The sequence below is a fragment of the Nonomuraea sp. NPDC050790 genome (assembly GCF_044456745.1).
Taxonomy (GTDB): domain Bacteria; phylum Actinomycetota; class Actinomycetes; order Streptosporangiales; family Streptosporangiaceae; genus Nonomuraea.
In genome coordinates this window covers 179,501-204,921 of sequence record NZ_JBITGF010000004.1, presented here as the reverse complement: position 1 = coordinate 204,921, position 25,421 = coordinate 179,501, and the positions used below count along the sequence as shown (strand labels likewise).

Here is a 25,421-nt window from a genome sequence, read left to right as displayed (position 1 = left end):
TGATCTTCAGTTGTCCGGCTCGGCGCGACGCGCCGGAGCCGATATGAGAAGGGAGCGGCCACCGGGCCGCTCCCTCACCATTCTATCGACGCAGGCCGAGCCGCTCGATGAGCGAACGGTAGCGCTGGATGTCGGTGTTCTGCAGGTACTTCAGCAGGCGGCGCCGGCGTCCGACGAGCAGAAGCAGGCCACGACGGCTGTGGTGGTCGTGCTTGTGCGTCTTCAGGTGCTCGGTGAGCTCGCTGATGCGCTTGCTGAGCAGCGCGATCTGCACCTCGGGCGACCCGGTGTCGCCGTCAACGGTCGCGTACTCGGCGATGATTGCCTTCTTGGCAGCGGTGTCGAGGGACACGGCTCTCCTTCAATCTACGGACACGCGGTGAATGTTTCGAATGATGCGAGCGACCGTGCGTGCCTACAGTCGCCGCGGTGAAGGCTTCTCGGGGGCAGCGCGAGGCGCCGCCGATACAGAGCCGACACCACAGGCTACCACCAGTTGACGGCGTGCGTACTCCCCGTGATCTCACCGGCAGGTGGAGGGAGTGCCGAGGTCAGGCCGTGAGCCTGCGGGCCTCGTCCACGTCGGCCTGGATCTGGGCGACCAGCGCCTCGATGGAGTCGAACTTGGTGTTGCCGCGCAGCCTGGCCGCGAAGTCGACCGCGACGTGCGCGCCGTACAGCTCGAGGTCGTCGCGGTCCAGCGCGTACGCCTCCACGGTACGCGGCACGCCCTCGAACGTCGGGTTGGTGCCGACCGAGATGGCCGCCGGCCAGCGGCAGCCCTCGTACAGCGCAGGCAGGTTCCCCACGGCCACGCACTGCAGCCAGCCCGCGTAGACGCCGTCGGCGGGGATGGCGGTGTGCGGCGGGGTCTCGACGTTGGCGGTGGGGAAGCCGAGCTGGCGGCCGCGCTGGTAGCCGCGCACGACCACGCCCTCCACCCGGTGGGGCCGCCCGAGCTCGCCGGCGGCCGTGGCGACGTCGCCCGCGGTCAGCAGTTCCCTGACCGAGGTCGAGCTGACACCCTCCACCAGCGGCATGACCTCCACCGAGAAGTCGTATTTCTCGCCGAGCGCCCGGAGCGTCTCCACGTCACCCGCCGCCTTGTGGCCGAACGCGAAGTTCTCCCCCACCACGACGCTCACCGCCCCCAGCCGGTCGGCCAGCACCTGCTCGGCGAAGTCGGCGGGGGTCAGCCGCGAGAGGTCCAGCGTGAACTCCAGCACCTCCACCGCGTCCACGCCCAGCTCGGACAGCAGCTCCGCGCGCCGCCGCGCGCTGGTCAGCCGGGGCGGATGCGAACCCGGCCTGACCACCTCCGCGGGGTGCGGCTCGAAGGTCAGGGCGACCGAGCGCAGGCCGCGCTCGCGTGCGACCTCGACGGCCCGCGAGACCACCCGCAGGTGCCCGCGGTGCACGCCGTCGAACACGCCGATCGTGACGACGGACCCTCCAGAACGCTGCACGCCCGGCCCCATTCGTTTCCCGTGACGAGTTGGTCAGCGACAAGCCTGCCATGCCCGCCGGGACCACCGGCCATCGAGGGGTAACATCGGTCGCACCATGCCTCGATACGCGCTGCTGATCCTGCCCGCCTTCAACCGGGTCTACGGTGAAGCCTCCATCCGCCTGACCCGTTCCGAGCTGGAGGTCTTCGGGCTCCGGGCGCTGGAGGGCGAGGTGTCCGGGGTGGCGGAGTCGGTCATCGGCGGCGTGCCGTACGTCTGCTTCGAGACCGCCGCGCCCCTTTCCGGGGGCGACGTGGCGCTGCTGTCGAACCTGTCGTCGGCCTACGCGCTGTTCGGCGTGGAGGGCGACCTGCTGCGCCCGCTGACCGTGACCCCGCTCGACCGGCTGAGCAGCGACCTGATCACCATCCAGAAGTACGCGGGCAAGACCAACGAGCACTTCACCAAGCTCCTGCTGAACGTGACCGTGCTCGCCTCCGACTTCGCCCTCGACGGGCGGCTGTCGGTCTTCGACCCGATGTGCGGGCGCGGCACCACGCTCAACCAGGCCCTCATGTACGGCTACGACGCCTACGGCATGGACCTCGACGGCAAGGACTTCGAGGCGTACTCCGGCTTCCTCAAGAAGTGGCTGCGCGACCGGCGGCTCAAGCACACCGCCGAGACGGTGCCGGTGCGGCGCGAGCGCGCGCTGATCGGGCGGCGGCTCAACGTCTCGTTCGCGGCCACCAAGGAGGCGTTCAAGAGCGGCGACACGCAGCGGGTGGGCGTGGTCAGCGCCGACACGCTGCGCGGGCGCGACTTCTTCAAGCCCCGCACGTTCGACGTCATCGCCACGGACGCCCCGTACGGCGTGCAGCACGGCAGCCGCAGCGGTGCCGGATCGCTGTCCAGGAGCCCGCTGGAGCTGATCCGCAAGGCGGTGCCGGTGTGGGCCGAGTTGCTGAAGCCCGGAGGCGCGATGGGCATCGCCTGGAACACCTACGGCGGAACCCGCGACGACCTGGCCACGATCCTTGACTCCGCCCACCTGGAAGTCCAGAAATTTCCGGATTTCGAGCATTGGGTCGACCAGGCCATCGTCCGCGACATCCTGATCGCCAGGAAACCCTCCTAGCCCCGTCAGGCGAAGACTGCGAGGGGCTTGGCGCTGCGGCCCTGCTCCTCCACCAGCGCGAGCAGTTCCCCGTCCGGCCCGAACACCCCGATCGGCCCGGCCCCCAGCCCCGCGGAAGCCAGCCGCCCTCCGTGCGAGATCACCCGAGCCTGCTCAGCCGTCACATCCATGCGGGGAAAGGCAGCGGAAACGGCCTCCCCGATCGGCAGCACCACACACTTCTCCGCCAACTGCTCAACCGTGCGCGCCAGCGACAGGTCGTACGGCCCCACCCGGGTACGCCGCAGATACGTGAGATGCCCGCCCACTCCCAGCCCGGCGCCCAGATCCCGGGCCAGCGAGCGGATGTAGGTCCCCGAGGAGCACCGGACGATCGCGTCCACGTCCACGACGTCACCCGCGTGCCGCACGCCGGTCACCGTGAACGCGTGCACCGTCACCGGCCGCGCCTTCAGCTCCACGTCCTCACCGGCGCGCGCCCGCTTGTAGGCCCGCTCGCCGTTCACCTTGATCGCGCTCACCTGCGGCGGCACCTGCATGATCGGCCCGCTCAGCGCGGCCACCCCCGCCAGCACCGCCTCCTGGGCGACCCCGGCCGCCGAGGTCGCGGTCAGCACCTCGCCCTCGGCGTCGTCGGTGTTCGTGGTGACCCCCAGCCGGATCGTCGCCTCGTACACCTTCTCCGTCAGCGCCAGGTGGCCCAGCAGCCGGGTCGCCTTCTCCACGCCGATCACCAGCACGCCGGTCGCCATCGGGTCCAGCGTGCCCGCGTGGCCGACGCGCCGGGTGCCGGCGATCCTGCGCAGCTTGCCGACGACGTCGTGCGAGGTCCACTCGGCCGGCTTGTCCACGATGATCAAGCCGCTCTCGGCCATCAAGCCTTCCTCGGAAGTAGTGCCCGGATCTTGTTCATGGTCGTCTCGACGCTGTCGTGGGAGGTGAACCCGGCCGCGCTGCGGTGTCCGCCGCCGCCCAGCGCCGAACAGATCGCCGCCACGTCCACCGCGCCCTTCGAGCGCGTCGACACCTGCCAGGCGCCCAGGTCGTCCTCCTTGAGGACGACCGCGACCTCGGCCTCGTCGGTGCGTCTGATCACGTCGATGATGGCCTCCACCTCCTCGTACGGCAGGCCGTACGAGGCCCGGTCGAGGTGCGTGACCGACGTCCAGACCAGCCCGTCCTCCAGCGTGGCCCGGTCGAGGGCGGCGGCGAGCACCTTGAGGTACCCGAACGGCGAGCGGTCCCACAGCTCCCGCGCGATCTCGTCGGTCCGCAGCCCGGTCGCCACGAGCCTGGCCGCCATCTCGTGCACCGCCGCCGTGGTCGAGGAGTGGCGGAAGGAGCCGGTGTCGGTGACGAGTCCGGCGTAGAGGCAGGTCGCCACGTCGCGGTCGAGCGTGCCGCCGAGCCGGTAGATCAACTGCTCGGCCAGTACGGCGGTCGCCGCCACGTCGGGGTCGATGAGGCTGACCGTGCCGAACCCGGAGTTCGACGGGTGATGGTCCACGACGACCACCTCGCGCGCCTTGCCCGCGTTGACCGCGAGCAGGCCGAGCCGGTCGAGCGTCGACGAGTCGAACGTGATCATCAGCTCGGGCTCGGCCGGAAAGGCCGCGGGCGGCACCAGTAGGTCCTGGCCGGGCAGGAAGCGCAGCAGCCTCGGCACCGCGAAACGCCGGTCGCCGAAGGAGGCCACGACCTTCTTTCCCAGCGAACGCAGCACGGCGCCGACGGCCAGCATCGAGCCCAGCGCGTCCCCGTCGGGCGAGACGTGGCAGGCCAGAGCCACCTCGTCGGCCTGCTCGATCAGCGTGAGCACCCGGGTCCAGGCCGTCTCCCCCACGGCCTGGTGACCGGGACGCCCCGCCGTACCCTCGGGAGGGTCCGGGGGCGGGGCCCCCGGACGCTCCGTCCTGTCGCGCACGTCGGGCGTCATGTCGTCGGGCGTCCTGCTCGGCCGGAGGGTTCGTCCTCTTCCTCGTCCTCCGGGTCGGGCTTCTTGTAGGGGTCGGCCTCTCCGGCGTAGGAGGCGGACTCGGCCTGGCGGGCCAGCTCCTGGTCCTTGGCACGGGCGGCGTTGATCAGGTCGTCGAGCTGGCGGGCGCTGTCGGGCAGCGGGTCGTGCTTGAACGTCAGCGTGGGCGTGAACCGCACGCCGGTCTGCTTGCCGACCTCCGAGCGGATGATGCCCTTGGCGCTCTCCAGCGCAGCGGCGCTGTCGGCCCGCTCGGCCTCGGAGCCGAAGACCGTGTAGAAGACCGTGGCCTCGCGCAGGTCGGCGGTGATCCGCGTGTCGGTCACGGTCACGAAGCCGAGGCGCGGGTCCTTGATCCGCCGCTCCAGCATCTCCGCGACGATCTGCTGGATGCGGTCGGCGAGCTTGCGCGCTCGTGCGGCGTCGACCATGTCAGTCCCCCTCTGTCTCACTCTTCGTCGTTGTAGATCCGCTGCCGGGCGGACAGCAGCTCGATCTCAGGGCGGTAGGCCACCAGCCGTTCGCAGGCGTCCAGCACCTCCTTGCAGTTGCCCGCGGAGGCGGAGACGACGGCGATGCCGATCTCGGCGCGCCGGTGCAGGTCGAGGTGGCCGGTCTCGGCCGCGGCCGCGCTGGGGTAGCGCCGCAGGACCTCGGCGACCAGGGGCCGCACGACAGATCGCTTCTGCTTCAGCGAACGCACGTCGCCGAGCAGGATGTCCAGGGTCAGAGCACCCACATACATCGTTGGCAACCACCGCTTCGCTCGAGTTCAAAACGCGCGACCGGCTCCGCTGCGGTGGAAAGGCCCGCCGGGCGCGCGAGAGGCGCCCGGCGGATGGTCCGCCGGGCGCCCGGCCGCGTGTTACACGCGCGGCTTCTCCCGCATCTCGAACGTCTCGATGACGTCGTCGATCTTGATGTCGTTGTAGCCGACACCGATACCGCACTCGAAGCCCTCGCGGACCTCGGTCGCGTCGTCCTTGAAGCGGCGCAGCGACGACACCGTGAGGTTGTCGGCGACCACGACACCGTCGCGGATGATCCTGGCCTTGCTGTTGCGGACGATGACGCCCGAGCGGACCAGCGAACCGGCGACGTTGCCGATCTTCGGCACCTTGAAGACCTCGCGGACTTCGGCGGTGCCCATCTGCACCTCTTCGAACTCGGGCTTGAGCATGCCCTTGAGGGCCGCCTCGATCTCCTCGATCGCCTGGTAGATGACCGAGTAGTAGCGGATGTCGACGCCCTCGCGCTCGGCGAGGTCGCGCGCCCGGGGCTCAGGCCGGACGTTGAAGCCGATGATGACCGCGTTGTCGTCGGCCACGGCCAGGTTGACGTCGTACTCGGTGATGGCGCCGACCGCGCGGTGCAGGACACGGAGCCTGACCTCGTCGCCGACGTCGATCTTGAGCAGGGCGTCTTCCAGGGCCTCCACCGAACCGGACACGTCACCCTTGATGATGAGCTTGAGCTCGTCGACGCGACCCTTCTCAAGGTCACTGAAGAGCTCTTCAAGGGTACGGCGGCGCGAGGACTTGGCCATGTCGGCGCTGCGCTTGCGCGCGGCACGCTGCTGGGCGATCTGGCGAGCCATCCGGTCGTCGGTGACCACGATGAAGTTGTCACCGGCGCTCGGCACGGCCGTCAGACCCATGACCAGGACCGGACGCGACGGGTCGGCCTCTTCGACCGGCTCCATGTTGTCGTCGAGCAGCGCCCGGACGCGGCCGAACGCCTCGCCACAGACGATGGAGTCGCCGACGCGCAGCGTTCCGCGCTGGACCAGGACGGTCGCCACCGGACCGCGCCCCTTGTCGAGGTGCGCTTCGATCGCGATGCCCTGAGCGTCCATCGTCGGGTTGGCGCGCAGGTCGAGCTCGGCGTCGGCGGTCAGGATGATCGCCTCGAGGAGCGCGTCGATCCCGGTGCCGTTCTTCGCGGAGATGTCCACGAAGAGGGTCGAGCCGCCGTACTCCTCGGCCACCAGGCCGTACTCGGTGAGCTGGGCACGGACCTTGTTGGGGTCGGCGCCCTCCTTGTCGACCTTGTTGACCGCGACCACGATCGGCACGTCCGCCGCCTGGGCGTGGTTGAGCGCCTCGATGGTCTGCGGCTTGACGCCGTCGTCGGCCGCGACCACCAGCACCGCGATGTCGGTGGCCTTGGCGCCACGGGCACGCATGGCGGTGAACGCCTCGTGACCCGGGGTGTCGATGAAGGTGACCTTGCGGTCCTCGCCCTCATGGGTGGTCTCGACCTGGTAGGCGCCGATGTGCTGGGTGATGCCACCGGCCTCGCGGGCCACCATGTTGGTCTTGCGGATGGCGTCGAGCAGCTTCGTCTTACCGTGGTCGACGTGGCCCATGACGGTCACGACCGGCGGACGCGCGGCGAGGTCGGCCTCGTCGCCCTCGTCCTCGCCGAACTCGATGTCGAAGGCCTCGAGGATCTCGCGGTCTTCCTCCTCCGGGCTGACGACCTGGATGTTGTAGTCCAGTTCCTGGCCCAGAAGCTGCAGCGCGTCCTCGTTGACCGACTGCGTCGCGGTCACCATCTCGCCCAGGTGCAGCATGATCTGCACGAGCGCGGCGGGGTTCGCGCCGATGCGGTCGGCGAAGTCGGACAGCGAGGCGCCGCGCGGAAGGCGGATCGTCGCGCCGTTGCCGCGAGCGACCTGCACGCCGCCGATCGCCGGAGCCGACATGTTGTCGAACTCCTGGCGCCTCTGCCGCTTGGACTTGCGTCCACGCGCCGGACGGCCACCGGGACGGCCGAAGGCACCCGCGGTGCCGCCGCCACGACCGCGGCCGCCGCCACCGGGACGACCGCCGAAGCCGCCGCCACCGCCGCCGGGACCACCGGTGCCGGTGCGCGGACCCGCGCCACCGCCACCACCGGGACGACCGGCGAAACCGCCGCCGCCACCAGGACGACCGCCGCCACCGCCACCGGGACGGCCACCGCCGCCACCGCCGCCGGGACGACCGCCGCCACCACCGGGACGACCGCCACCGCCGCCACCACCACCGGGACCGGCGGGACGACCCTGCGGCATCATCATCGGGTTGGGACGCGGACCACCGGGACGCGGGCCACCGGCGCCGGGACCCGGACGCGGACCAGCCGCACCGGGCGGACCCGGACGCGGACCCGCCGAGCCGGCGGGACCGGGACGGCCCTGCGGCGGACGCGGCATCGCGCCGTCGCGCGGCGGACCGTCACGACGGTCGCGGGGACCACCCTGGCCGCCTTCGCGGCCGGGGCGATCGCCACCGGGACGCGGCGGACGGGACTGACCCATGCCGCTGGCGTTGGACGAGAACGGGTTGTTGCCGGGGCGCGGACCGCGCGGGCCCGGCTTGGGGCCACCCGGGCCGGGACGCGGACCGCCACCGGACGGGGCGCCGGGACGCGGGCCGGACTGGCGCTCGCCGCCGGACTGACGCTCGCCACCGGAGGGGCGCTCGCCGCCGGGGCCGCCGGGACGTCCCGCGGGGCCGGGCTTGGGACCACCGGGACCCGGACGGGCTGCGGGGCCGGGGCGCGGGCCGGGAGTCGGCCGCGTACCGGAACCGGAGGGCCCGCTCGGGGCGCTGGTGCCGCTGTCGAAACGCGCCTGCGGAGCCTCGGAGCGCGGAGCCTCGGGCTGCTGCTGCTGGTGCGGCATCGGAACCGGACCAGGACGCGGGCCCGGCTTGGGGGCCGGACCAGGCTTGGGCCCCGGACGCGGGGCGGACGGAATCGGCGACTCGGCGCCGTTGCCGGCTTGGCTGTCAGCCGGCCGAGGAGCAGCCCTTGGCGGCTGCGGCTTGTTGGACGACGAACCGCCGCCCTTACTGGACCCACCCTTCGATGCGCCCAGAGCTTCGGTGAGCCTGCGGACCACCGGCGCCTCGATGGTGGAGGACGCCGAACGGACGAACTCCCCCATCTCCTGGAGCTTGGCCATGACGACCTTGCTCTCGACGCCGAACTCCTTAGCGAGCTCGTATACCCGGACCTTCGCCACTGCACTCCCTTACTCGGCCCGGGAGGCTGGCTGTGCCGTCCGGACCGTCGCTACCTTGACGTCTTCATCGCCGCGTGCTCATCAGGCGCTCATAGCAATCTGACTCCGCCCATCAACTCGGCGTCCTACATGACATTTCGTGGTTCTCCTCTTCCAGGTGCGCCCGCACACGCGAGACGTCAAGCGGCCCCGGCACGCGGAACGCGCGCGGGAACGCTCGGCGACGCTCGGCAAGCTCCAGACAGCTCAGGTCGGGATGCAGCGATGCACCCCGGCCGGGAAGCCGTCCTCGCAGGTCGGGGACTATGTGATCCTCGACCAGCACCAGTCGGAGCAGCTCGGACTTAACCGTGCGAACCCTGCAGCCCACGCAAGTTCTCTGCGGGACTGCCAGGCCACCATATTCCAGCTTACCGTGTTGACGCATCTACGGAACCGGCGGCATCCTCTGCCTGTGCGTCGGAGCGGATGTCGATCCGCCACCCTGTGAGGCGGGCGGCAAGCCGGGCATTCTGCCCCTCCTTGCCGATGGCCAGCGAGAGCTGGTAGTCGGGCACGATGACGCGCGCGACCCTCCCCTGGAGATCCAGAACCTCGACGTTGGAAACACGCGCGGGTGACAGGGCATTCCCCACGAACTCCGCGGGGTCCTCCGACCAGTCGATGATGTCGATCTTCTCGCCGTGGAGCTCGGTCATCACGTTGCGCACCCGCGAGCCCATCGGCCCGATGCACGCGCCCTTGGCGTTGACGCCCTGCTTGCGCGAGCGCACCGCGATCTTGGTACGGTGCCCCGCCTCCCTGGCCACGGCGGCGATCTCCACCGTGCCGTCGGCGATCTCGGGCACCTCCAGCGCGAACAGCTTCTTCACCAGCCCGGGATGGGTGCGCGACAGCGTGACCGACGGCCCCTTGTGACCCTTCTTCACCTGCACGACGTAGGCGCGGATGCGCTCGCCGTGCACGTAGTCCTCGCCGGGGACCTGCTCGTTGTGCGGGAGCACCGCCTCGATCTTGCCCAGGTCGACCAGCACGACGCGGGGGTCCTTGCCCTGCTGGATGACGCCGGAGACCAGCTCACCCTCGCGGCTGGCGAACTCGCCGAAGTTGATCTCGTCCTCGGCGTCGCGCAACTGCTGGAGGATCACCTGCTTGGCGGTCGTGGCCGCGATGCGGCTGAAGTTGCCAGGGGTGTCGTCGAACTCCCTGACGACCTCGCCCTCTTCGTCGAGCTCCGCCGCCCAGATGCTGACGTGGCCGGTCTGCCGGTCGAGTTCGGCCCGCGCCTTCTGGGCCGCGCCGTCGGTGCGGAAGTAGGCGATCAGCAGCGCGTCCTCGATCGCCTTGACGACCAGGTCGAAGGAGATGTCCTTCTCCCGCTCCAGGCTGCGCAGGACGCTCATGTCGATGTCCACGAGGCTCCCCCTTAGCCTTCTTCGCCGTCTTCGTCTTCGTCTTCGAGACGGCGGAATTCCACCTGCACCCGTCCGCGGGTGAGGTCCTGATAGTCGAGCCTGCGCTCGGCGCCGTCGACGGAGAGGTCGACGCCGTCGTCGTCGGCGGTCAGCACCCTGCCCTCCACGACGGAGCCGTCGCGCAGCTCCGCCTTCACCAGCCGTCTGGCCGCGCGGCGCCAGTGGCGCGGCTCCGTCAGCGGCCGGTCGACGCCGGGCGAGGACACCTCCAGCGTGTAGGCGGCCGCGCCCATCGCGTCGTCCTCGTCGAGGGCGTTGGAGACGGCCTGGCTCACCTCCGCCACGTCGTCCAGGCTGACGCCGCCGTCGCGGTCGACGACCACGCGCAGCAGCCGGCGCTTGCCGGCCGTGGTGACCGTGACGTCCTCCAGATCGAGACCCTCCGCGCCGACGACGGGCTCCAGGAGCTTCATCAGGTGGTCGCGGGATGATGCGCTGCCCATATCGACCTCCCCTATTGTCATGTTTCCAGCCGGGCGTACCTCGCCGTCGGCTCTCGGCGTCCATGGCTGCACTGCCAGCGACGACAGTTGACACCCTATCCGTACCAGGGGCAGAAAAGAGCGCCACTCGGCACGCTCGGGGTGGAGAGCCGCCGGTGGCAGCGATCGCGGGCGTGAGCCCGTACGATGCTGTCTGCGTCCTGTTTCCCGGAGGTCTCACCCGTGCGCCGTCCACTGACCCGCCGTGCCGTACTCGCGGGCGGGGCGCACGTCGCGGGCGGGGCGGGCCTCGCCGCCCTGGCGGCGGGGGCCGGGCTCACGACGCTGACCGGCTGCAGCGGCTCGGGCGAGCCGCGGGCCACGACGCCCAAGCCCGAGGATCCCGAGCACGTGCTGGCGCGCGAGCTGATCGCCGACAAGGAGCGCACGATCGGCCTCTACACCACGCTGATCACCTCCGGCGGCGCGAAGGCCGGGAAGCTGGCGCCCTTCCGCGAACGCCACGAGGCCCACCTGGCGGAGCTGCGCCGCCGCTTCCCCGAAGCGGCCAAGCTGCCCACCCGCCCGCCGACCACCCCGCCCTCGCCGCCGCCGAAGGTGTCGCTGACCCGGCTGCGCGACGTGGAACGCAAGGCCGCCGCGCTGCGCCCGCGCCAGCTCACCGCTGCCTCACCCGCGTTCGCCCAGCTCATCGCCAGCATCGGCGCCTGCGAGGCCCTGCACGTCCTGTCGCTGCCGAGGTCCCTGTGACCGCCGCCCGCGGACCGCGCCGGTCGGGTGCGGCGTCCCGCCTGTCCAACGATCTGGAACGGCTCGGCAAGGCGCTGGCGGCCGAGCACGCGGCCGTCTACGCCTACGGCCTGATCGGCGCCAGGACGACCGGTTCGCTGCGGACCAGGGCGACCTCGGCCTTCGACGGCCACCGGGCCCGCCGCGACCAGTTGCGCGGCCTCATCACCGCCCGCCAGGGCCGCCCGCCCGAGCCCGAACCCTCCTACACGCTCCCGGTGACCCCCGGCAACGCCACGGAGGCGACCCGCCTGGCCGTGCACGTGGAGCAGGGCATCACCGCCACCTACCTCGAACTGGCCGCCAGCGAGGACCCCTCGCTCCGCCGGTACGCGGCCCAGGCCATGCAGGAGTCGGTGACCCGCGCCTACGGCTTCCGCCCCTCGGTACCGGCGTTCCCCGGCATGCCCACCCCACCCAAGCCAGCCCCCACCCCCACCACCAGCCCCGGCTGACCCCGGCCCAGGCCGGCGACCGGGGAGCCGTGCGTCAGTAGCGGTAGTAGCGCCGCTTGCGCCCGCCGCCGCCCAGGGTCTTGGTGACGTGCAGGCCGCCGGGCAGTCGCACGGACAGGTGCCTGCGGCCGTCGGGGGTCGTCTGGATGTGGAAGCGGCGGTTGCCGAAGCTGTGGCCGACACCGTGGCGCGAGAGGTTGATGCGGAAGGGGCCTACCTTGATGGACTTCCGGTAGTGCCAGCCCATGAAACCCTCCTCGGGATCGGTTACGCCCTGGTAACGAGCGAACGGGTGAAGAGAGTTCCACGGGGTGGCCGACGGAGGGCCGTTGCGGCGGGCACGCCGTCCGACGTGAGAAGCGACCCCCACGACCTGGCCCGGCCGGCGTCGGCGGGTGGCGTGGGGGTGGCTTCGCCGTAACGGATGGCTGGGGTTGCACGCGGTCGGCGGGATGGCCGACCGGGGCGCAAGGCGGTCAGGAGCAGGCGGCGAGGACGCGGTCGACCGCCTCGGTGAGGGGGATCTCCTCCTTGGTGCCGGAGGCGCGGTCGCGCAGTTCCGCCACGCCGGTGGACAGCCCGCGCCCGATCACCAGGATCGTCGGCAGCCCCAGCAGCTCGGCGTCCTTGAACTTGACGCCCGGCGACACCCCCGCCCGGTCGTCCACCAGGACGCGCAGCCCCTTGGCGGTCAGCTCGTCGGCGAGCCGGAGCGCCACCTCGATCTGGTTCTCCTTACCGGTGCCGACGATGTGCACGTCGGCCGGGGCCACCTCGCGCGGCCACACCAGGCCGAGCTCGTCGTGGGCCTGCTCGGCGATGACGGCCACGGCGCGGGAGACGCCGACGCCGTAGGAGCCCATGGTGATGCGGATGGGCTTGCCGTCGGGGCCGAGGGCGTCGAGTCCGGCGGCGTCGGCGTACTTGCGGCCGAGCTGGAAGATGTGGCCGATCTCGATGCCGCGGTCGATCGACAGTTCGCTGCCGCAGCGCGGGCAGGCGTCGCCGGCGCGCACCTCGGCGGCCTCGATGGTGCCGTCGGGGGTGAAGTCGCGGCCGGCGACGACGTTGACGGCGTGCTTGCCGGGCTCGTTGGCGCCGGTCACCCAGGCGGTGCCGGTGACCACGCGCGGGTCGACCAGGTAGCGGATGCCGAGGTCCTTCAGGACCTGCGGGCCGATGTAGCCGCGCACCAGGCCGGGGTGCTTGGCGAAGTCCTCGGCCTCGAAGATCGCGGGCTCGCCGGGGGCCAGCGCGGCCTCCAGGCGCTTGAAGTCGACCTCGCGGTCGCCGGGGACGCCGACGACGAGCGTCTCGACCTTGTCGGAGCCGGGCGTGGTGATCTTGACGACGACGTTCTTGAGGGTGTCGGCGGCGGTGATCGACAGGCCGTGGACCTCGTTGACGTGGTTGACGAGAGTCTCGATCGTGGGGGTGTCCGGGGTGTCGAGCACCTGCTGGGCCGCGGCCTCGGCCACCGGGCGGGCGGCGGGCGCGGGGGTGGTGACGGCCTCGGCGTTGGCGGCGTAGCCGCAGGAGTGGCAGGCGACGAAGGTGTCCTCGCCGGTGGGCGTGGGGGCCAGGAACTCCTCGGAGGCCGAGCCGCCCATGGCGCCGGAGGTGGCGAAGACGATCTTGTAGCTGATGCCGAGCCGGTCGAACAGCTTGATGTAGGTCTCGCGGTGCTGCTCGTAGGAGCGCTTGAGGCCGTCGTCGTCGAGGTCGAAGCTGTAGGAGTCCTTCATCAGGAACTCCCTGCCGCGCAGGATGCCGGCGCGGGGGCGGGCCTCGTCGCGGTACTTCGTCTGGATCTGGTAGAGCGTGACCGGGTAGTCCTTGTAGGAGGCGTACTCGCCCTTCACCATGTCGGTGAAGAGCTCCTCGTGGGTGGGGCCGAGCAGGTAGTCGGCGCCCTTGCGGTCCTTGAGGCGGAAGAGCGTGTCGCCGTACTCGGTCCAGCGGCCGGTGGCCTCGTAGTACTCCCTGGGCAGCAGCGCGGGGAAGAGGACCTCCTGCCCGCCCATCTTGTTCATCTCGTCGCGGACGACCGCCTCGACGTTCTTGAGCACGTGCATGCCCAGGGGCAGCCAGGAGTAGATGCCGGGCGCGACGCGGCGGACGTAGCCGGCGCGGACCAGGAGCTTGTGGCTCGGGACTTCCGCGTCTGCCGGGTCGTCCCGCAGGGTGCGAAGAAACAACGACGACATGCGCAGCAACACGGCTACTCCTTGCTCGAACCTGGAAGTGAAGGACTACAGGCTATCGACTCGGGGGGCCGCGCCGCGCGGGCTTGGGACCGCGCGGTCCTCACGCTCAGATCACGAACAGCGCGAAGAGCCCCGCGACGGCGGCGGCGACCCCCAGCGCGCGCAGCCTGCCAGCGGTGGTACGGCGCAGCCCGCACACGGCCACGACGGTCAGCACGCCGACGACCACGGCCGGGACCGGCCAGAACGTGGCCCCGGTGTCGAGGAATCCCGGCGTGGCCCGGTCGATGACGTCGGCCAGCACGAGGGCGCCGATGCCGCCGGCGGCCAGGTCGCCCCACAGGTCGGTCCTGCGGGTGAGGTAGCCGAGCAGGCCCAGGCCGACGAGCAGCACGAGCAGCACGTTCAGCGCGACGGGACCGCCGCCCACGACGTCCATGTTGAAGCGGCCCTGCAGCGCGGTGCCGCCCATGGCGGCCACCAGCGACGAGACGGTCGCCAGGAACGTGGTCAGCAGCGCCCATCCGAACCCGGTGCTCGTGACGCCGAGCGTGATGGACATCGCGAGGTAGACGTAGGGGTCGTAGAGATCCGAGAGCAGGGCCGGGGCGTTCTCACCGACGAACATGCCCAGCAGCCCGACGGCCAGACCCCCGAGGAAGGCCGCCAGAACGTGTCGTTCGATGCCGCGCTGTCGCCGGTCGTACTCGGCGAAGTCGGCATAGTCGACGGCGGTCGTTTTCTTCTCCATCTCCATTCCCAGGCCACCCTTTCCCCCAGTAACCACTAAAGGCGGCCATTACTCACAGTATGCGGACTTACAGAAAAGGCAAAATTCGGTCAACCGAAGCTAACGGCGAAGCAAGTGCTTGGTTAGTCTTGGCGCATGGACCTGCTGCGTGACACCGTCCGCTCCTACCTGTCCCGCCGCCCCTCCGCGTCCTGGGCGGACTTCGCCGGCGAGCTGGGCGTCGCGGGCCTGGCCGTACCCGAGGAGTACGGCGGCGCCGGCGCGGGACCGGCGGAGATCGCGACCGTGGCCTGGGAACTGGGGCGGGCGCTGTCACCCCAGCCGTTCCTGCAGACCGCGGTGCTGGCGGTGGAGGCGCTCAAGCTGGACGGCGACCGGGCGGCCCGCGCCCGCCTGCTCCCGGCCCTGGCCGAAGCGTCGGCGACCGTGGTCCTCGACGCGGCGCTGTCACTGGAGGATGGGCTGCTGACCGGCGAGGCGCCGTACGTCCTGGACGGGGATCTGGTGCTCGCCTACGCCGGCGGGTACCTGGTCGAGGCCCGGCCCGCGGCGCGGGAGCCGTACGTGACCATGGATCTCACGCGCCCCCTGACCAGGCTCGTCTTCGACCGGACGCCCGCCACCGTCCTGGGCGGTGACACGCACAGGGAGGCGGTGCGCGCGCTCGGCGTCGCCGCGCTCGCCGCGGAGCAGGCGGGCGGGGCCGAGCGGTGCCTGGAGGCGTCGGTGGAGTACGCCAGGCAGCGGCGGCAGTTCGGACGGCCGATCGGGTCGTTCCAGGCGATCAAGCACAAGCTGGCCGACGTGGCGCTGCTGGTGGAGTCGGCCAGGTCGGCGGCGCTGGCCGCGCACGAGTCGGCCGTGAACGCCGCGGTCGCCGGCGCCTACTGCGGCTCGGCCTACCTGCGGGCGGCCGGGGAGAACATCCAGGTCCACGGCGGCATCGGGATCACCTGGGAGCACGACGCGCACCGCCACCTCAAGCGCGCCACCTCCGACGCCCAGCTCTTCCGCACCCCTCGCGGGCACCGCGAGCACCTGGAGGCGCACGTCTTCGCCGGCCGTTAGCCGCCGAGGAGCTCTTCCCAGGGCTGGCGGGCCTTGGTGCGGCGGGTGGTGTCCAGGGCCTCGGCCAGCCGCCAGAAGCCGGGGCGGGCGTGGACGCGGGCCGAGCCCATCGGGTCCACGGCGCGCAGTTCGAAGCGCACGCCCATGACGTCGAGGATCGCCGAGGCGTCGTTGCCGGGGCCCGCCGCGGTCACCAGGCTGCCGTCGAAGTCGGGGTCGCGCACGTGCTCGGCGAGCAGCGCGGCCACCTCGGCGGCGTAGGGGCCGTCGCGCCACTCGATGTGCCAGCTGTGGTCGGCGCCCCGCCACCAGGTCAGGTCGCGGCACGACTCGATGAAGTCGGCCTTGGTGGCCAGGGCCGCCATGACCCGGCCGAACGCCTCGTAGCGGCGGGCGCTGGAAAGCTCGTCGTCGCTCGACCGAGTCCGGCGGAAACCCCTCATGTCAGGGAGCGTGCCATCTTTCTGCCGCCGCAGCGCGTGCTTTCGCCTCACGATCACCACTCTGATCGCCCGGCGGCGTATCCCGCAAGTCCCGCACTTCCCGCCGGACAGCCGTCCTGATAGTCTCTACCAAGCGAGCGCTTGGTTTACTTGGAGGATGGATGCGGATCAGCCTCGGTTACGAACTGGAGGTTCGCGGGCGTACCCGCGAGGTCGAGCAGCAGGCGTTCCGGAATGTGATCGACCAGGTGGTCCTGGGCGACCAACTGGGCTTCGACACGGCCTGGTTCGTCGAACACCACTTCACCAGGGGCTTCTCCCACTCCTCCGCGCCGGATCTGGTGCTGGCCGCGATCTCGCAGCGCACCGAGCGGATCCATCTGGGGCTGGGCGTGGTGCTGCTGCCCTTCCAGTCGCCCATCCGTACGGCGGAGCGCGTGGCCACCCTCGACGTGCTGAGCGGGGGCCGGGTGGAGTTCGGCACCGGCCGCGGCGCCTCACCGCTGGAGTACCAGGCGTTCCAGAAGCCGTTCGAGAAGTCGCGGCAGATCTGGGAGGACTCCCTGGAGGCCACGCTGGCCATCTGGCAGGCGGACGGCGAACCGGTCAGCCGGTCGAACGAGTTCTTCGAGATTCCGGACGTGTCCGTGTACCCGCGGCCGGTCCAGGAGCCGCATCCCAGGGTGTGGGTGGCCTCCACCTCCCTGGAGGGCTACCTGGCCGCCGCCAAGCACGGCTACAACCTGCTCGGGATGACGATGCTCAAGGGCATCGACGACGTCGCCGCCGATCTGGCGAGATATCGGGAGTGCCTGGCCGACAACGGGTACGACCCCGACAGCCGCCGGGTCGCGCTGATGATCCCCTGGTACGTGGGCCAGGCGCGGGACGAGGCGGCCGACGCCGTCCTGTGGTACATCCGCCGCCAGGTCAACCTGGTCACCCCGCCCGACTACTACGACGCCCGCCACGCCACCCACCGCGTACTGGGCCAGCTCGCGGCGGGCATGCCGCCGGAGGAGGCCATGGCGACGCTGCGCGAGCACCTCATGGTCGTGGTGGACGACGTCGAGGGCTCGCGCAAGGCGGTCGCGCGCATCGCCGAGGCCGGGGCCACCGACCTGATCCTGCAGTGCCAGGTCGGCGGGCTGGCGCATCCGCTGGTCACGGAGTCGATGCGCACGTTCATGACCGAGGTGGTGCGGTGATGCGCCGCGACGGTCTCGTGGAAGGGATGGGGGTGGCCTCCGATGCGATGGCTCACGCGTGAGGACCTGGGCGCCGCGGGACGGTCGGCCTCCGGGCTGCTGGCCGTCTCGCCGGACGCGGCGAGCGTGTTCCCGCTCGGGCCGGCGGACCGCGAGGCCGCCGCGGCCATGACCGGGGCGGCGCTCAAAGCGGCCGGCGTCGGCGCGCGGGACCGCGTGGTGGTGGCGCTGGCGGAACCGGCGGGCGCGCTGTGGGCGGGCGCGGCGGCCGACGTCGCGGCCGCCGGAGCGGCCGTCGGCCCCCGGGGGCGGATGCGGCTGCACCATGCGCTGACCTCGGTGGGCGCCACGGCGCTGGTGGCGACGCCGACCGGGGCCATGGACTTCCTGGCCCGCCTGCACCTGGAGTTTCTGCTGGACCCGCTGGACCTGGGGCTGCGCACGATCGTGCTGACCGGCGAGACCGCCTCGAAGCGGACGATCGCGCATCTGGCCAAGGAGTTCGACGCCGCGGTGACCGAGGTCTACGCGAACCCGTTCACCGGTGCCGCGCTGGCCTGCCGTACCGCGGAGGAGGAGCCCTTCGTGCCGCTGGCGGAGGGGCTGGTCGGGCTGGCCGCGCTGGGCAAGGACGCGCTCGACCCCGGCGCGGGCGGGCTCGCCGAGGTGGTGGTCACGCCGCGCGGGCACGCGACGCTGGGTGACGCGGTGCTGCGTACCGGGCAGGTGTCGAAGGGCGGGCTGGCGCCCGCGCACACGGTCGGCGAGCACGTGCTCGTGCGCGGGGTGTGGGTGTCGCTGCCGCGGATCCAGAAGGCGCTGTCCAAGGTGGACGGGGTGTCGGGCTGGACGCTGACGGTCAGCCGCCAGGGCACGCTGGACGCCGCGGTGCTGACGGTCGTCTTCAACCGCGCCAGCCTGGTCAAGAACCCGATGTGGAGATCGCGCATCCAGCAGGCGGTCCACGGGCTGACGCCGGTGCAGATCGGGGTGGAGGTGGCCCCCGAGGTGTCGGAGACCGTCACCCCCGGCGTCGTGGCGGACCTGCGCGGCCACCACCTGGGCCGCGATCGCAGCCTGGCCGGCTGAGGAGGCGCGATGGAGAGTGTGCCCGGCTGGGGGACGCTCCCCCGGATGCTGCGCGAGCGGGCCGCCGCCCATCCCGGCGACCTCGTGGTGGCGGGCCCGGTCCGTCTGACGCTGCGCGAGCTGCGCGAACGGTCCGCCGCGGTGGCGCGCGGGCTGATGGCGCTGGGCGTCGGCCCCGGCGACCGCGTCGCGGTGTGGGGCATCAACGACGCCGCGTGGGTGGTCAACGCGTTCGGCGTCTGGGACGCGGGCGCGGTGATCGTACCCCTCTCCTCGCGGTACAAGGGGTTCGAGGCCGGGGAGATCATCGCGAAGACGGGCGCGGCGGTCCTGCTCACCGGCGCGGGCGTGGGCGGCGCGGTGCTGGCCGACCTCCTGCCGCCGCTGCCGGTCCTGCGCCACGTGATCGTCCCCGACGGGGTACGGCGGCCCGCCGCCCTGACCACCTCCGAACTCGTGGCCGCGGGCGAGGGCGACGTCGAGGCCAGGGCGCTGGCGGTGCGCCCGGACGACCTGTGCGAGATCATGTCCACCTCCGGCACCACCGGCACCCCCAAGGGCGTCATGCTCGACCACGCCCAGGTCCTGCGCGGCTACTGGGACTGGGCGGAGATCGTCACCCTGGGCCCGGACGACCGCTATCCGGTGATCGCGCCGTTCAACCACGGCTTCGGGCTGAACGCCGGCCTGATCGCCTGTGTCATGCGCCGGGCGGCGATGATCCCGATCGGGGTGTTCACCCCCGACGCGCTGATGTCGCTGGTGGAGTCGGAGCGGGTGAGCATCCTGGCGGGACCGCCCACGCTGTTCGTCCGGCTGCTGGAGGAGCTGGACCGGCGCGACTGGGACGTCTCGTCCCTGCGAGTGGCGATCTGCGGGGCCGCGTCGGTCCCGGCGCCGCTGATCACGCGGCTGGTCGAGCGGGTGGGCCTGCAGCGCATGATCAACGCCTACGGGCTCATGGAGGGCACGGTCGTCTCCATGACGCGCGCCGGCGACCCGATCGAGGTGATCGCGACCACCGCCGGCCGCGCGGTGCCGGGGATCGAGGTGAAGATCGTCGGCCTGGACGGCAAGGAGGTGCCGACCGGCGAGCGGGGCGAGGTCCTGCAGCGTGGCTACGGGGTGATGCGCGGCTACTGGGACGAGCCCGGCAGGACGGCCGAGGCCATCGATGCCGACGGGTGGCTGCGCACCGGGGACGTCGGCGTGCTCGACGCGGCGGGCAACCTCAGCATCGTGGACAGGAAGAAGGAGCTGTTCATCGTCAACGGCTTCAACGTCTCCCCCGCCGAGGTCGAGGCGCTGCTGCTCAGACAGGGGTCGCTGGCGCAGGCCGCGGTGGTCGGGGTGCCGGACGACGACTCGGGGGAGGCGGGGTGGGCGTTCGTGGTGCCGCGCTCCGGGGCGCGGGTGGACGGCGAGGAACTGCGGGCGTGGGCGCGGGAGAACATGTCCAACTTCAAGGTGCCGAAGCGGGTGATCGTGGTGGAGGAGCTGCCCGCCAACCCGAACGGCAAGACCGACAAGATCGCCCTGCGCAGGATGGCCGCGGGGGATATTTCCTGACCTGCGGTTTCGGCCCGCGCTCGCCGGGCTTTCCGTGAGTAGGCTGGACATGCGCGCGGACGTCGCAGACGCTACGTTGACACCGAGGACAGGCTCGGGGATCTCGCCCGATCGCCGCCGGAATTGTGGGTGTTCGCGAAAGATGGGTTCGTACGCACGAGCGACCGGGGATACCTCGGTGAGGTTGGCCGGTCGCACCTACTAGGACGTGTCCCCCGCTCCTGAGGAGGCAGGCGTGTCGTTGCGCGTGGCGGTAGTCGGGTCGGGCCCGGCGGGCATCTACACGGCGGAGGCGCTGGTCAAGCAGTCGGCCGAACCGGTCGAGGTCGACGTGCTGGAGCGGCTGCCCACGCCGTACGGACTGGTCCGCTACGGCGTCGCCCCCGACCACACCTCGATCAAGTCCATCGCCAACTACCTGCGCAAAGTGCTCGAACTCCCCCAGGTGCGCTTCCTCGGCGGCGTGACCCTCGGCTCACACCTGTCCGTCGAGGACCTCCTGAGCTGCTACGACGCCGTCGTCTACGCCACCGGCGCGATGGTCGACCGGCGCATGGGCATCCCCGGCGAGGATCTGCCGGGCAGCGTGGCCGCCACCGACTTCGTCAACTGGTACTGCGGCCACCCCGACGTCGACCCCGACCGGTTCGTGCTCGACAGCCCCGAGATCGCCGTGATCGGCGTCGGCAACGTGGCGGTGGACGTGGTGCGCGTCCTGGCCAAGACGGCCGAGGAGCTGGCCGCCACCGACGTCCCCCACGACGTGCTCGAACGCCTGGGCGACAGCCAGGTCAAGGCCATCCACATGATCGGCAGGCGCGGCCCCGAGCACGCCAAGTTCACGCTCAAGGAGCTGCGCGAGCTGGGCGAGCTGGCCAACGCCGACGTGTGCGTGCGCCCCGACGAGGCCGTGGTGCTGGGCGCCGACTTCCCGCGCCAGATCCGCGGCAACATCGACGTGCTGCAGTCGTGGGCCGCCCGCGCCCCCGTCGGCCGCCCGCGCCGCCTGGACGTGCGGTTCTGGCTGCGGCCCGTGGAAATCCTCGGCGCCGACCGGGTGGAGGGGCTCAAGCTGGAGCGCACCCGGCTGGAGGACGGCCGCGTCGTCGGCACCGGCGTGTACGAGACGCTCCCGGTCGGCATGGTGCTGCGCTCGGTCGGCTACCAGAGCGTGCCGCTGCCCGGCGTGCCGTTCGACGCGAGCACGATGACGGTCCCGAACCAGGCCGGTCACGTGCGCGGGCGCGAGTACGTGTCCGGCTGGCTCAAGCGCGGCCCCACCGGAGTCATCGGCACCAACAAGTCCGACGCCGCGGAGACCGTCCGCACGCTGCTGTCCGACCTCGCCGGTCACGACCGGGTACGGCCGGCCTCCCTCGACGACCTGCTGCGCTCACGCGGCGTCGAGCCGGTCACCTACGAGCAGTGGCGGCACATCGAGGCCGCCGAGGAGGCCCTGGCCAGGACGCTGGGCCGGGGCGAGCGGGTCAAACTGGTCGGGCTGGACGCGATGCGCGACGCATTCCGAGGGCGATGACGGCGATCCCGAGGGCGAGCACGAGCGTGGTCGCCACGCCGCCCTCGGGGCCGAACACGCCGCCGGTGACGACGTCGGGCCCGTTCTCCTTCAGGTCGACGATCGCCGCCATGCCGGTGACGGTGCCGCTGACCTCGAAGCCGAAGACGTTGCCCTGCGCCCAGTTCCACGCCGCGTGCCACAGGCACACGCCCCAGATCGCGCCCTCCCACAGCGCGTAAAGGCCGAGGAGCACGCCGACGAGCACCAGGTTGACCAGGCTGAGCACGTTGATGCCCGGGTTGAGCAGGTGAAGCGCGGCGAAGAGCATGGCCGACAGGCCGACGCCGACCACGGCGCCGTAACGCGCGCCGACCACCGGGAGCAGGAAGCCGCGGGTGACGATCTCCTCGGTGGAGCCCTGCACGACCCAGCCGGCGAACACCAGCAGGGCGGGGCCGATGGCGACCGCGCCCTGGGGGACGTTCTCGGTCAGCGTGAAGCCGAGCACGACGAGGATCGCGGTCACCAGGCCGAAGGAGACGACGCCGGTCAGCAGGCCGAGTCCCGAGCGCCGGACGGCGTGCTCGCGGGTGAAGCCGAGCGTGCGGAAGCCGCGGCCCTCGAACAGGCCGATCCACAGCCAGATCAGCAGCGCGACCGGCGCGAACCCGGTGACCAGGTTCACCAGCATGCGCAGGGCGGGGTCGGCGGGCAGGCCGGTGAACGCCAGGATGATCGCCCCGATGATCCCGCCCAGCAGGATCGCGACCACGGCCACGACCAGCGCGAGGATCGGGTGGGTACGCCGCCTGCCCGAGGTGGCCAGGGCGAAGAGCGGGTTTTCCGTCACGGCAGGACCCTACTTCCCGGAACGGCGCCTGCGGGAGACGAACGCGGCGACGGCCACCAGGACTCCCGCGCCGAGCACCGCCAGCCCGAGGATGAAGACCAGGACGAGGGCGTCCAGGGCGTCGCCGGGCACGCCCGGCGACCAGATGCGCCAGGCGAACCAGCCGGAGGCCAGCATCGCGAGCACCGACAGGCCGGTGATCACGAGGCCCCAGTAGATGACGCGGACGGCCCAGTCGCCGACGGTGCGCCGCGGCCGCTCGGCCACCGGGGCGGGCTCGGGGACGGGCACCGCGGCGCGGTCCGCCTGGGCGATCACCAGGCCGGGCTCGCGGATCTCGGCGACGGCGGCGGGAAGATCGGCCAAGAACCGCGCGGTGACGAGGCCGCCGCCGCGCAGGGTCTCGACCAGGGCGGAGGTCAGCTTGGAGTGGACGCCCCTGCCGCGGATCATGCCCTGGTCGAGGACGTACTCGACGCGGTCGGTGGCGCTGAGGAAGACCTGGACGGGCGCCGACAGCCCGGACAGCTCGACCCCGGCGCGCTCCGGGCCGCTGATGAAGCAACAGTCGAGGACGAGCGCTACGTGCCCGGCGGCGCAACCGGCCAGCGCCTCTCCGACGGCGGCGACGGGCACCGTGGCCGCCTCAGGGTCGGCGCGGCCGGTCGCCGAGGTGGTCAGCAGCAGACCGCCGGGAGTGGTGAGGACATGGCAGGCGACGTAGAGCAGGAGCAGGTCGTCCGGCTCCCGGTCGTCCAGAAACGCGGTGATCTCGGCCAGCACCTCGCCCGGGGTGCCGTCGGCCAGTTTCCGCAGGGCGAAGCCCGCGAGCAGCGCCTCACCGAGCGCGTCCGCATCGCTCGCGGGCGACCGTAATTGGGCCATCCCGGGGTCCGTCTGGACGGCGGTCACGATCATCAGGGCGTCGCGGGCTGCCGGCATGGGCCCTCCTCGGCTGTGAGATGCTCGGCGAGCTTGCCAGCGTCGCGTTTCCGGAGGAGAACATGCGTGTCACCGTTGGGCATCGGCCGATCGCCGGGTTCGCGGAGGAGTACCGGCTGCAGCAGAGCCGCTACCCCATGACCCCGGCCGGCTGGCAGCCGGTGCACACGGTCTATGTTCCGGCCGACCGTTTCTCGGCCGACACCGTGCGGACGTGGGGCGGGCAGGCGCTGGAGCTGGTCGAGGCCCACCTGCCGGGACCGGGCGAGCTGGCCGAGGTGTTCGGGGTGAGCGCGGACCTGGCTCCCGACGTGCACCGGCGGCTGCTGGCGAAGCTGACCGACGAGCCGGTCGAGGACCTGCGCATCGACTTCGAGGACGGCTACGGCGTGCGTCCCGACGACGAGGACGGCCACGCCGAGCGGGCCGCCGCCGCGGTGGCGGCCATGCACGAGGAGGGACGGCTGCCGCGCAGGTGGGGCCTGCGGGTCAAGTCGTTCGCCGACGCCGACCCGGAACGCTCGGTCCGCACGCTCGACGGCTTCCTGACCGAGGTCGTGAGCAGGATCGGCGCCCTTCCGCCGGGTTTCGCGCTGACCTTCCCCAAGGTCTTGATGGAGAACTACCTCGGTCAGTTCACCGCCTTCCTGGAGGAGCTGGAGAAGGGGCTGGGGCTCGGGCCGCTGCGCTTCGAGATCCAGGTGGAGGCGCCGCAGACGCTGCCGTTCCTGCGCGCGGACCTGGCCAGGGGCCGCCTTGCCGCGGCGCACTTCGGCGTCTTCGACTACACCGCCGCGATCGGGCTGCCGCCCCACGAGCAGCGCCTGGACCACCCGGCCTGCGACCACGCACGGCACGTCATGCAGACGGCGTTCGCGGGCACCGGGGTCGAACTGTCGGACGGTTCGCTGGCCGCCTCACCCGCCTCGTCCTCTACGCCCGACGTGCACGCGCTGTGGCGCCAGCACGCCGCGCTGGTACGCCACTCGCTGGCCCACGGCTTCTACCAGGGCTGGGACATGCACCCCTCGCACCTGGTGAGCAGGTTCGCCACCGTCTACGCCTTCCACCTGGCCACCTTCACGACCTACTCGGCCCGGGTGGCGGCCTGGGAGCAGCAGCGGCAGGTGGACGGCGTCATGGACGAGCCGGCCACCGTCAAAACTCTTGTGACGGCACTTTCGCGGGCCCGCTCCGCTCTGGGGGAGTTCACCGGAAACCCCGCCTGAGCCGACGATGTAGGGCAGCCTTGACTGGAGAGTTGTCCGCAGGCTGTCTGGATTGTCAGGGAATCGGGTGCAGTGGACGGGTAGCGCACCATATAACCTCTGCTCCATGACCGGATCCCTCCTTGAGGTGATCGCGCTCAACGTGCGCGACGCCGTGGCCGCAGAACGGGGTGGCGCCGACCGCCTTGAGGTCGTCGCCGACATGGCCGCCGACGGCCTCACCCCGGCGCCGGAGACGGTCGCCGCCATCGCCGCCGAGTGCGCGCTCCCCCAGATGGTGATGCTGCGCGGCGAGGCCGGGTTCACCGCCGACGCCGAAGCGCTCGACCGGCTCAGGAACGACGCCAAGGCGCTGGCCCAGGCCGGGGCCGCCGGATTCGTGTTCGGCTTCCTCGACGCGGACGGCGTCGTCGACCTCGACGCCACGGAAGCCATGATCCACGCGGTGTCGCCGCTGCCCTGGACCTTCCACCGCGCCGTCGACCACGCCGCCGACACCTCCGCGGCCTGGCGCGCGGTCCGGCTGCTGCCCAACCTGGCCACGGTGCTCACGGCGGGCTCGCCGTCCGGGGTGGGCGACGGCCTGCCGTCACTCAAGGCGCGCTGCGAGGCGGGCGACGCGGGGCTGATCCTCGCGGGTGGCGGACTGAAGCCGCCGCACGTGCGCGCACTGCTCGACTACGGCGTCCGCGCCTTCCACGTGGGCAGCGCGGTCCGCCACTCCTGGACAGAACCCGTCGACCCGGCCCTGGTGGCGCGCTGGCGCTCCCTGGTCGACCGCGACTGAGCGAGCGCTCCGGCGAACCGCGAG

General features: G+C 71.7%; 26 protein-coding genes. 10 read left to right on the top strand and 16 right to left on the bottom strand.

Annotated features, from left to right (window positions below):
• Positions 1-82: 82 nt before the first annotated feature.
• Positions 83-352 carry a 30S ribosomal protein S15 gene (rpsO, locus tag ACIBEJ_RS21365; RefSeq protein ID WP_397184510.1) on the bottom strand — a complete coding sequence of 90 codons (270 nt, stop codon included), beginning with the start codon at positions 350-352 and terminating at the stop codon, positions 83-85.
• A gap of 199 nt (positions 353-551) precedes the next feature.
• Complete coding sequence (locus ACIBEJ_RS21360) at positions 552-1,478, bottom strand: bifunctional riboflavin kinase/FAD synthetase (protein WP_397184509.1); 927 nt, start codon at positions 1,476-1,478, stop codon at positions 552-554.
• Positions 1,479-1,563: 85 nt separating this feature from the next.
• On the opposite strand from ACIBEJ_RS21360, the gene ACIBEJ_RS21355 reads away from it, so the two are divergent.
• Positions 1,564-2,586, top strand: a complete 1,023-nt coding sequence (locus ACIBEJ_RS21355; protein ID WP_397184508.1) for a TRM11 family SAM-dependent methyltransferase — start codon at positions 1,564-1,566, stop codon at positions 2,584-2,586.
• A 5-nt stretch (positions 2,587-2,591) separates the two neighbouring features.
• Here ACIBEJ_RS21355 and truB read toward each other — a convergent pair whose 3' ends face one another.
• The 8 genes from truB to rimP all read right to left on the bottom strand — a co-directional run bounded on the left by truB (position 2,592) and on the right by rimP (position 10,491).
• Entirely contained in the window at positions 2,592-3,461 is an 870-nt protein-coding gene (gene truB, locus ACIBEJ_RS21350) for a tRNA pseudouridine(55) synthase TruB (RefSeq protein WP_397184507.1), read from the bottom strand.
• Positions 3,461-4,522 (bottom strand): bifunctional oligoribonuclease/PAP phosphatase NrnA, encoded by a 1,062-nt coding sequence (locus ACIBEJ_RS21345; RefSeq protein WP_397184506.1) that lies wholly within the window; start codon positions 4,520-4,522, stop codon positions 3,461-3,463. The genes truB and ACIBEJ_RS21345 overlap by 1 nt, the downstream gene beginning before the upstream one ends.
• Positions 4,519-4,992 (bottom strand): 30S ribosome-binding factor RbfA, encoded by a 474-nt coding sequence (gene rbfA, locus ACIBEJ_RS21340; RefSeq protein ID WP_397184505.1) that lies wholly within the window; start codon positions 4,990-4,992, stop codon positions 4,519-4,521. Before rbfA ends, ACIBEJ_RS21345 begins: the two co-directional genes overlap by 4 nt.
• Positions 4,993-5,009: 17 nt before the next feature.
• Positions 5,010-5,306 (bottom strand): DUF503 domain-containing protein, encoded by a 297-nt coding sequence (locus ACIBEJ_RS21335; RefSeq protein ID WP_379618095.1) that lies wholly within the window; start codon positions 5,304-5,306, stop codon positions 5,010-5,012.
• Between the two features lie 120 nt (positions 5,307-5,426).
• Positions 5,427-8,573, bottom strand: coding sequence for a translation initiation factor IF-2 (gene infB, locus ACIBEJ_RS21330; RefSeq protein WP_397184504.1), 3,147 nt, complete (start codon positions 8,571-8,573; stop codon positions 5,427-5,429).
• Positions 8,574-8,685: 112 nt separating this feature from the next.
• Positions 8,686-9,000, bottom strand: coding sequence for a YlxR family protein (locus tag ACIBEJ_RS21325; protein WP_397184503.1), 315 nt, complete (start codon positions 8,998-9,000; stop codon positions 8,686-8,688).
• A complete protein-coding gene (nusA, locus tag ACIBEJ_RS21320) occupies positions 8,984-9,988 on the bottom strand; it encodes a transcription termination factor NusA (RefSeq protein WP_397184502.1) in 1,005 nt (334 codons plus the stop codon). Before nusA ends, ACIBEJ_RS21325 begins: the two co-directional genes overlap by 17 nt.
• 11 nt (positions 9,989-9,999) lie before the next feature.
• Complete coding sequence (gene rimP, locus ACIBEJ_RS21315) at positions 10,000-10,491, bottom strand: ribosome maturation factor RimP (protein WP_397184501.1); 492 nt, start codon at positions 10,489-10,491, stop codon at positions 10,000-10,002.
• A gap of 222 nt (positions 10,492-10,713) precedes the next feature.
• On the opposite strand from rimP, the gene ACIBEJ_RS21310 reads away from it, so the two are divergent.
• Together ACIBEJ_RS21310 and ACIBEJ_RS21305 are read left to right on the top strand one after the other, a co-directional pair.
• Complete coding sequence (locus ACIBEJ_RS21310) at positions 10,714-11,241, top strand: hypothetical protein (protein WP_397184500.1); 528 nt, start codon at positions 10,714-10,716, stop codon at positions 11,239-11,241.
• Positions 11,238-11,735, top strand: coding sequence for a ferritin-like domain-containing protein (locus tag ACIBEJ_RS21305; protein ID WP_397184499.1), 498 nt, complete (start codon positions 11,238-11,240; stop codon positions 11,733-11,735). The genes ACIBEJ_RS21310 and ACIBEJ_RS21305 overlap by 4 nt, the downstream gene beginning before the upstream one ends.
• A gap of 34 nt (positions 11,736-11,769) precedes the next feature.
• On the opposite strand, the gene ACIBEJ_RS21300 is transcribed toward ACIBEJ_RS21305, so the two are convergent.
• The 3 genes from ACIBEJ_RS21300 to ACIBEJ_RS21290 all read right to left on the bottom strand — a co-directional run bounded on the left by ACIBEJ_RS21300 (position 11,770) and on the right by ACIBEJ_RS21290 (position 14,693).
• A complete protein-coding gene (locus tag ACIBEJ_RS21300) occupies positions 11,770-11,982 on the bottom strand; it encodes a DUF4236 domain-containing protein (protein WP_397184498.1) in 213 nt (70 codons plus the stop codon).
• 229 nt (positions 11,983-12,211) lie between these two features.
• The gene (locus ACIBEJ_RS21295; RefSeq protein ID WP_397184497.1) at positions 12,212-13,954 is read right to left on the bottom strand and encodes a proline--tRNA ligase; all 1,743 of its coding nucleotides are present in this window, start codon (positions 13,952-13,954) and stop codon (positions 12,212-12,214) included.
• Between the two features lie 94 nt (positions 13,955-14,048).
• On the bottom strand, positions 14,049-14,693 hold the full coding sequence (locus ACIBEJ_RS21290) for a hypothetical protein (RefSeq protein ID WP_397184496.1): 645 nt from the start codon (positions 14,691-14,693) through the stop codon (positions 14,049-14,051).
• A 135-nt stretch (positions 14,694-14,828) separates the two neighbouring features.
• Between ACIBEJ_RS21290 and ACIBEJ_RS21285 the strand changes: the two genes are divergently transcribed.
• On the top strand, positions 14,829-15,761 hold the full coding sequence (locus tag ACIBEJ_RS21285; RefSeq protein ID WP_397184495.1) for an acyl-CoA dehydrogenase family protein: 933 nt from the start codon (positions 14,829-14,831) through the stop codon (positions 15,759-15,761).
• Here the strand turns inward: ACIBEJ_RS21285 and ACIBEJ_RS21280 are convergent.
• Positions 15,758-16,204, bottom strand: a complete 447-nt coding sequence (locus ACIBEJ_RS21280; RefSeq protein ID WP_397184494.1) for a hypothetical protein — start codon at positions 16,202-16,204, stop codon at positions 15,758-15,760. The two genes, ACIBEJ_RS21285 and ACIBEJ_RS21280, sit on opposite strands and share 4 nt — an antisense overlap.
• Positions 16,205-16,365: 161 nt before the next feature.
• On the opposite strand from ACIBEJ_RS21280, the gene ACIBEJ_RS21275 reads away from it, so the two are divergent.
• The 4 genes from ACIBEJ_RS21275 (at position 16,366) to ACIBEJ_RS21260 (ending at position 21,607) form a co-directional block, all read left to right on the top strand.
• On the top strand, positions 16,366-17,412 hold the full coding sequence (locus tag ACIBEJ_RS21275) for an LLM class flavin-dependent oxidoreductase (protein ID WP_397184493.1): 1,047 nt from the start codon (positions 16,366-16,368) through the stop codon (positions 17,410-17,412).
• 42 nt (positions 17,413-17,454) lie between these two features.
• A complete protein-coding gene (locus ACIBEJ_RS21270) occupies positions 17,455-18,501 on the top strand; it encodes a hypothetical protein (protein WP_397184492.1) in 1,047 nt (348 codons plus the stop codon).
• A gap of 9 nt (positions 18,502-18,510) precedes the next feature.
• A complete protein-coding gene (locus ACIBEJ_RS21265) occupies positions 18,511-20,070 on the top strand; it encodes an AMP-binding protein (RefSeq protein ID WP_397184491.1) in 1,560 nt (519 codons plus the stop codon).
• A 235-nt stretch (positions 20,071-20,305) separates the two neighbouring features.
• Positions 20,306-21,607: an FAD-dependent oxidoreductase gene (locus ACIBEJ_RS21260; RefSeq protein WP_397184490.1), complete on the top strand. Its 1,302-nt coding sequence runs from the start codon at positions 20,306-20,308 to the stop codon at positions 21,605-21,607.
• Here ACIBEJ_RS21260 and ACIBEJ_RS21255 read toward each other — a convergent pair.
• A complete protein-coding gene (locus tag ACIBEJ_RS21255; protein ID WP_397184489.1) occupies positions 21,558-22,439 on the bottom strand; it encodes a type II CAAX prenyl endopeptidase Rce1 family protein in 882 nt (293 codons plus the stop codon). The genes ACIBEJ_RS21260 and ACIBEJ_RS21255 overlap by 50 nt on opposite strands.
• Positions 22,440-22,448: 9 nt before the next feature.
• A complete protein-coding gene (locus ACIBEJ_RS21250; protein WP_397184488.1) occupies positions 22,449-23,381 on the bottom strand; it encodes a caspase domain-containing protein in 933 nt (310 codons plus the stop codon).
• Between the two features lie 62 nt (positions 23,382-23,443).
• Between ACIBEJ_RS21250 and ACIBEJ_RS21245 the strand changes: the two genes are divergently transcribed.
• Both ACIBEJ_RS21245 and ACIBEJ_RS21240 read left to right on the top strand, forming a co-directional pair.
• Entirely contained in the window at positions 23,444-24,610 is a 1,167-nt protein-coding gene (locus ACIBEJ_RS21245) for a DUF6986 family protein (protein WP_397184487.1), read from the top strand.
• Positions 24,611-24,716: 106 nt separating this feature from the next.
• Positions 24,717-25,397 carry a copper homeostasis protein CutC gene (locus ACIBEJ_RS21240; RefSeq protein ID WP_397184486.1) on the top strand — a complete coding sequence of 227 codons (681 nt, stop codon included), beginning with the start codon at positions 24,717-24,719 and terminating at the stop codon, positions 25,395-25,397.
• Positions 25,398-25,421: the final 24 nt, after the last annotated feature.